The sequence below is a fragment of the Methylobacter svalbardensis genome, from assembly GCF_037671525.1.
Lineage (GTDB): Bacteria > Pseudomonadota > Gammaproteobacteria > Methylococcales > Methylomonadaceae > Methylobacter_A > Methylobacter_A svalbardensis.
In genome coordinates, this window is record NZ_JAWPOH010000109.1 from 1 (window position 1) to 6,420 (window position 6,420).

Annotated in this window: 6 protein-coding genes and 1 riboswitch; of the genes, 2 read left to right on the plus strand and 4 right to left on the minus strand. The window is 43.8% G+C overall.

All coding sequences use genetic code 11. The features are described from left to right. Nucleotides 1-97: 97 nt before the first annotated feature. The 4 genes from RW114_RS19480 to RW114_RS19495 form a co-directional block, all read right to left on the minus strand. Nucleotides 98-259 carry a hypothetical protein gene (locus RW114_RS19480; RefSeq protein ID WP_340124405.1) on the minus strand — a complete coding sequence of 54 codons (162 nt, stop codon included), beginning with the start codon at nt 257-259 and terminating at the stop codon, nt 98-100. 75 nt (nt 260-334) lie between these two features. Further along, complete coding sequence (locus tag RW114_RS19485; protein ID WP_340124406.1) at nt 335-664, minus strand: hypothetical protein; 330 nt, start codon at nt 662-664, stop codon at nt 335-337. Between the two features lie 824 nt (nt 665-1,488). Then, nucleotides 1,489-1,923 (minus strand): hypothetical protein, encoded by a 435-nt coding sequence (locus tag RW114_RS19490; RefSeq protein WP_340124407.1) that lies wholly within the window; start codon nt 1,921-1,923, stop codon nt 1,489-1,491. An 89-nt stretch (nt 1,924-2,012) separates the two neighbouring features. Next, nucleotides 2,013-2,513 (minus strand): hypothetical protein, encoded by a 501-nt coding sequence (locus RW114_RS19495; RefSeq protein WP_340124408.1) that lies wholly within the window; start codon nt 2,511-2,513, stop codon nt 2,013-2,015. A 154-nt stretch (nt 2,514-2,667) separates the two neighbouring features. Further along, nucleotides 2,668-2,742, minus strand: a riboswitch (cyclic di-GMP riboswitch). A gap of 177 nt (nt 2,743-2,919) precedes the next feature. Between RW114_RS19495 and RW114_RS19500 the strand changes: the two genes are divergently transcribed. Continuing rightward, nucleotides 2,920-5,967: a Tn3 family transposase gene (locus RW114_RS19500; protein WP_340124409.1), complete on the plus strand. Its 3,048-nt coding sequence runs from the start codon at nt 2,920-2,922 to the stop codon at nt 5,965-5,967. A gap of 98 nt (nt 5,968-6,065) precedes the next feature. Next, entirely contained in the window at nt 6,066-6,281 is a 216-nt protein-coding gene (locus RW114_RS19505; protein WP_340124410.1) for a hypothetical protein, read from the plus strand. Nucleotides 6,282-6,420 lie beyond the last annotated feature (139 nt).

A 6,420-nucleotide genomic window follows, 5' to 3' on the forward strand; every position in this document is an offset into this window, starting at 1 on the left:
AAATACGGAGCGGCAGAAATATCAGTTCCCGTATAAAAAAATTGGGACAGCGCCATTCAGCTGGAGTGTGAACAGGGCTCTATCTTAAATTAAGGCATTATTTGTCTGGACAATGGGGTCCACTATAGGCGTCCAGATTGTATGTTCCTCTTAACTTAGGACCGCAACTGGCAAGAAAGACGGTAACCATGATCAGGATGCCGACTTGTGTCAGTATCGCCGTCAACTTGGTGTGATAGATTGGAAGTAATGCTTTCATAGATTTGTCCTACATTAATTGTTTGATGATTTCGTTGTTTTGTTGTCGGCACAATGCTCATTGCAGGGAGAACTGTCAACCAGCGAATCTGATTGACAGTTCTAAATCTTGCGCCCAGCCCATTGATGAGAACATACGGCCTTTAACAGACACGAACCCGTTTTTCTTACAAGCAATTTCTGCGGAATAATCGAAGGTAGAACCTTTTTCAAACCCTTCAACTTCTTTAGATTCGACAGTGTATTTACATGTCTTTGCACCAGAAAATTTCTTAGCTTGCGCTACAGCGGCATTTACAATTGTATTTTTTTTGAGCATATCTAAAACCTTTGGATTGCCATTGTCGGCAGAAGCAGAATTGGAGAAGAAAAACATTAACAGCAGTATAAAAATAATCTTGTACATATAAACCTCATATAGGTTTTTTGTGCATAACATACGGGTCAAACGGACGCGTCTGTCGGGGCAGTAACCACCGTAGTCAAGCCACCAAGAAATGACAAAATCATTTATTCTGACACCGTTAATTTAATAAATTGGTCGTAAGTAAACCGCGACCGTAATCACACCTACAGCCGCAGTCCTAGCTAGGTCAATCTACGTATTGCGGCGAAATAGGAAAGAATTGGACTCAGGTCTCCAAAGTAAAAGCCACCAAAGAACACAATCAGCCCCAAGAATGGTTGATTGGTCATTCCCCCTACAATGGAGCCTATGACTACCATTACGATCAGGGACGAAATAGTGTTGGCTAGGAACAAAAATATAACCTCTCTCGTCTCCAAGTGTATAATCTCACCATTGCTTCTCTTGAGCGCAGCAACAATGAACTTGCTCCCCCTACGGAATCCAGAGAGAGTTGTTGTTTCTCCGACTACAAGAAACTGGTCTAGGTAGCTTGCAAGCAAGACATTCCGGATTCTGTTTTCTCCGATTTCGACGAAATCCCGGACGACGGTCCGAGCCCCCCTCCTTGTAATCCTTCCACACCACTGCTTAAACTCTTGATCACCCCAGTGTAAATTGTCATTTCATGTCCCCTGTAGTGAGAAAATGATCTGAATGACTTTCCTGAATACCTATCATAATTCCTGCTCCTTACTTGTAAAACGTTAAGTAGAGTTTATCCCCATAAAAGCCAGCAGCATAGGTTAGGTTGATCCTGTTCCAACCCAACATTTACTGCATCATTGCGTTAGGTTGCAAAAAAATGCAACCTACCCTCCAATTTAGTAACATGCATTGCCTTCCCACCCTGTTTCTGTAATCTTTCCAGCTCTATTTGTGAGAAATTGTGTCTTGTACCAATCAGTTACCGTTTGACTCGGGATCATATATGAATATCCAAACGCACTTTCGTTTTCGTGAGCCGCATAAAAGATGGATTGGCTTTTGAGCCACTCATAAATCACCCCACCATTCGGCGCGTTGAATTGTCCGCTAGGTGCGCCCCAACTCACTACCAGATCGTTAATATCTGAACCCACCCAGGTATTCACTGTCTGGGTGTAACGTTCCTTAGCTGCCTTTTGTTCAGTTTGCAGTTGATTACCCATCTGTTTTAATCCACCGAGTACATAGTCCATCATGGGCTGGTTTATAGCGCTGTCAGCAAAGCAACAAACCGTGTTCATTAAACAAAATGCAAAAATTAGTAATCTCATGACTCCACCTATATTCGGTTGATTAATATGCACTTGGGCTGTAATTTCCTAGCATGATAATTCTTGAATCAATGAAGACTGAGCCTGAGCTATCCCCATTGATTTTTCCAGTAAAATCGTTCGGTGTCCCGTATTGCTTCCCATACAGCGGAACCCGTAATCGGTTCTGCCATATGGGCATACCGTTTGGATTTGTTTAATGTAAGAGAAGTATTTTTGACTATTGCGCCGGATGATAGAATGCCATCAATTAAGGGCATCTCAACATAGCCTGACCCATCTGCCAGAAGGCCAGTCGGTTTAGCCAATGACACGGTGTTGGACTTGATGTTTTTTATGGCGAGTCGAATCGGTGTCTGGATCGGCTGCGCTGAACGGTTGGTGAATTCTGCCTTGCCGTCATAGGTGTTTGAAGGCTTATTGAACTTAAATGCACTAAACTTGACTTTGACTTGGGTATCGACAGGACTGGGCGTGAGTACGGCCCAAGCTGGGGCTAGGATTAAGCCAAACCTCGCCGGTCCAAAGATGATCGCTAATAACCATCGCCAATGATTACCACGTTTTGTTTGACTTTGTTTGACTGTCATAGCCGTATTCTCATATTTGAGAATTAGGCTAATCGTTATTCGGCACAAGATGAGGTCTTATTTTCTACACCAGCATAGTCATACTGCGAGAAAACCCCATCCGCCAAACAACAAAAAGCCGAACCCCATTAAAGCAACCTTGACGCAGGTCAACTTCGGCAGTCCGGCTTTCCGTTCTGGATACGCGACTTTCCGCCCCTACCTCCCAGTAGGTTTAGCTTTTCTTATCGTTTTTTAAATTCTTAAGCATATCTTGGGTTCATTAGATGCTATTTTTTGAAAAAGTCAAATATTCTTTGTTCAGTAGACTTTTCTGCCTACGAATGTTTTTCTTTCAATACAAAAACGCTATAACCCACTAATTTATCAGATAAATTTCCTAGGTGCGATCAGGCCTATGCCGAGAATGCGAATATTAAGTGCAACTGAGCAACAGTTGTTTGATTTGCCGCCTAAGTTTGACAGCGTGCAACGCAAGCAGTTTTTTGATTTCCCAATAGCCCTGCGAACACTGGCTGAGGATTTCCGTAACCCATCCAGCCGAATTGGTTTTTTTGTTGTGGGCGGTTATTTTAAGGCGACAAAATGCTTTTTTGCCCCCAGTGATTTTCATCAACGTGATGTTGAATACATCGCCCGGAAACTGGCTTTACCGGAAGAAAGTTTTGTAGCTAAAAACTATACGAAAACAACACGGTTGCGGCATGAACATCTCATCCTGGAATTTTTTGGGTTCAAACGCTTTGATACGTCCACTGAAAAAACCATTAGCCTAGAAATTGCCAATATGGCACGGGCGCAGCTTAAGCCCAAATTGATTTTTTGGCGTTGCGTTGATTTGCTGATTCGCAATAAGGTACAGATACCAGGCTATCATCGGCTGACAGAACTCATTTTGTCAGCCCTAAACCAGCATCAGCGGGAATTAGTGGTACTGGTCAAGGATGTTTTAACACCCGACATGAAGACGCTTATTGATAGCCTTTTTGTACAGGCTGAGACCGGGAGCGATCAGCCCACAAAAACGACGCGTTATAAATTAACCTTGCTGAAAAATTTGTCGCAATCCACGAGACCCACCAAGGTCAGGGAAAAGGCCAATGACCTGAATTATCTCGCAGAATTATATCGGGAATTGACGCCAGTGTTATCGGCGATGAACCTCAACGATGAAGGTATCCGTTATTACGCCGGCAGTGTTATAAAAGCCAAGATATTTCAGTTGAATCAGCGTTCTGACGAAGATCGTTACGTCCATGTCACCGCGTTCATAGCGCACCAGTACTACCGGTTGCAGGACAATCTGGTCGATGTCATTCTTAGCGTTGTCCAATCCTTTCAAAATAGCGCCCAACGCGAGCATAAGGAACAAAGTTACGAACAGCAGAGAGAGCGTAACCAATCGTTATCGGGATTGCTGTCAAGACTCGATAGTGATGTTTTTGATATTTTGCGGCAAATTAGCCGGTTCGCCAACGATGACGGGCTTAATGACAGTGAAAAACTCAATAAAATTCGTTCATTGCTGCAAGACAGAAAAGAAGATGCGTTTACGGAGTTGAAAACAAGCCTTGAGAGTAACCTGAATCAAGGCGATTATTATGGCGTTTTGGAAGAACGTTCGCTCCGTTTGCAAAACCGGGTATCCCCTATTATCAAAGTGCTGAATTTCCAAGCGGATGCCAGCTGCATGGCGTTGAAAGAAGCCATCGAGCATTTCAAGTCAAAAAATGGTGTCATTAATCAGACAGCGCCGAGTGCATTCCTTGAGGCGCAAGAAGATAAAGCCATTCTGTGTGGTGATGACCAAAAATTCCGACCCTCGCTGTATAAAGCCTTTTTATTTATGCACACGGCAACTGGCATCAAGTCCGGTGGTTTAAACTTTCAGCACTCCTATAAATATCGTCCTCTGGATGACTATTTGATCAGCAAGGATCGCTGGCATCGTGACAAAGAGATATTGTTAGAGCGGGCAGGACTCACGGAGTTTACTGATCCACAAGATGTTTTGCAGGGGCTTGAGAAAAAACTGCATGAACAATATCAGACCACGAACAACAATGCCATTACAGGAAAAAACCCGCATTTAAAGTTTAATGAAAATGGCAGCTTTCGGATTGCGACACCCGCGCTTGATGAGCATGAGAGCGAATCGCTCCAACAGTATTTCCCCGAACGGCGCAACGTGCCGTTAACAGAAGTCCTCGCAACCGTTAACCGGCATTGCGGTTTCTTGGATGATCTGCAACATTGGCAGCAACGCCATACTCGCCGCTCAGTTTCCCAGCGTTCTCTTTACGCCGGTGTGATCGGACTGGGATGCGGAATTGGCACCCGGAAAATGGCGCAAATATCATCTCATATCACTGAAAACGAACTGGAACATGCCGTTAACTGGTGTTTCTCATTAGAAAATATCCAGGCGGCCAATGACCGTATTGTGGCAGCTATGGATCAGATGGAACTGCCGAATGTTTACCGGCGTTTACAAAACCAGCTTCATACCTCAAGTGACGGGCAAAAATTCGAAGTTCGCACCGATTCGCTTAATGCCAACTATTCTTTCAAGTATTTCGGTAAGGAGCAAGGGGTGAGCGCCTATTCCTTTATTGATGAACGGAGTCTACTCTGGCATTCCCTGGTATTCAGTGCTGCAGAGCGGGAAAGCGCCTATGTTATTGATGGCCTGATGCATAATGATGTCGTCAAAAGCGATATTCATTCAACAGACACGCATGGCTACAGTGAGGTTATTTTTGCGGTTACTCACCCGTTAGGGTTTTCTTATGCCCCACGTATCAAGAACCTTAAAAAACAAAGCCTCTATATTTTCAAGTCCAGCAAAAACAAGATGCCAGCGGACTGGAAGATTACCCCGGATAAATATGTCAGCGAAGAGATCATAATAGAGAACTGGGATGATTTTTTACGCCTGGTTACCACGATTAAGCTCAAGGAGGTCACGGCATCCGATATATTCCGCCGATTAAATTCTTATTCCAAGCAACATGCCCTTTATAAAGCCATGAAGGCGTTCGGCCAGATCATCAAATCAGTGTTCATACTCCGTTATCTTGATGACCTGGAATTGCGGCAAGCGATTGAAAAACAACTCAACAAGGTCGAACTGGCAAACAAATTCACCCGTGCAGTTGCTGTCGGTAACCCAAGGGAGTTCACCCAGGGCGAAAAAGAAGAGCAAGAAATAGCCGAGTCTTGCAACCGGCTGATTAAAAATGCCGTTATTTACTGGAGTTATCTGTACTTGGAGCAAAAACTCAATCGGTTAGAGACCCAAGAAGCCAAAGATCGGTTACTGAAAGCGATGACCAGCCATTCTATAGCCACCTGGAGACACTTTAATTTCTTGGGCGAATATGACTTTTCGGACGAAAAGCTCCAGGATTCTGTCGGCATCCTGCCACCAAAAATACCGCCAAATCTCAGGTAAAATTTGGGAGCCATAAAATCATCGGTAAATAGCGCTGTGAGAGAGTTTGCAAAAAACTCCTATGGTGCGTTACGTACCTTTATGCAGAATAACCCTGCATGGGATCGGCCTACATCATGGGGCGCATTTGGCACACTGGAAGAAGCAAAAGAGTGTTGCATGACCGGCCCAAGCTGGATAAAAGCAGCAGCCAATGGTTAAAAATGAGGAGCGTGAATAACGTCAACCAAACGGATTTATTGGCTTTACTGAAGTTTCCCAGTTTTTCAGGAGCAAGAATTTTAGAAAGTGGAAAAAATTTCGAAAATTTTTAGCAACTCTTAATGCACGTCAATGCATCCCCAAATAATTCATTTACCCATTAAAAAACAATAACTTATTGTCGAACGAAGCCTTGTTTTACTGTATAATGCTAGCCTATAAGCCACTGATTATACGAATAAAACGACCTCA

Coding starts and splice junctions, on each gene's coding strand:
- RW114_RS19500 (WP_340124409.1), top strand. CDS start 2,920: ATGCGAATATTAAGTGCAACTGAGCAACAGTTGTTTGATTTGCCGCCT.
- RW114_RS19505 (WP_340124410.1), top strand. CDS start 6,066: ATGGGATCGGCCTACATCATGGGGCGCATTTGGCACACTGGAAGAAGC.
- RW114_RS19490 (WP_340124407.1), bottom strand. CDS start 1,923: ATGAGATTACTAATTTTTGCATTTTGTTTAATGAACACGGTTTGTTGC.
- RW114_RS19485 (WP_340124406.1), bottom strand. CDS start 664: ATGTACAAGATTATTTTTATACTGCTGTTAATGTTTTTCTTCTCCAAT.
- RW114_RS19495 (WP_340124408.1), bottom strand. CDS start 2,513: ATGACAGTCAAACAAAGTCAAACAAAACGTGGTAATCATTGGCGATGG.
- RW114_RS19480 (WP_340124405.1), bottom strand. CDS start 259: ATGAAAGCATTACTTCCAATCTATCACACCAAGTTGACGGCGATACTG.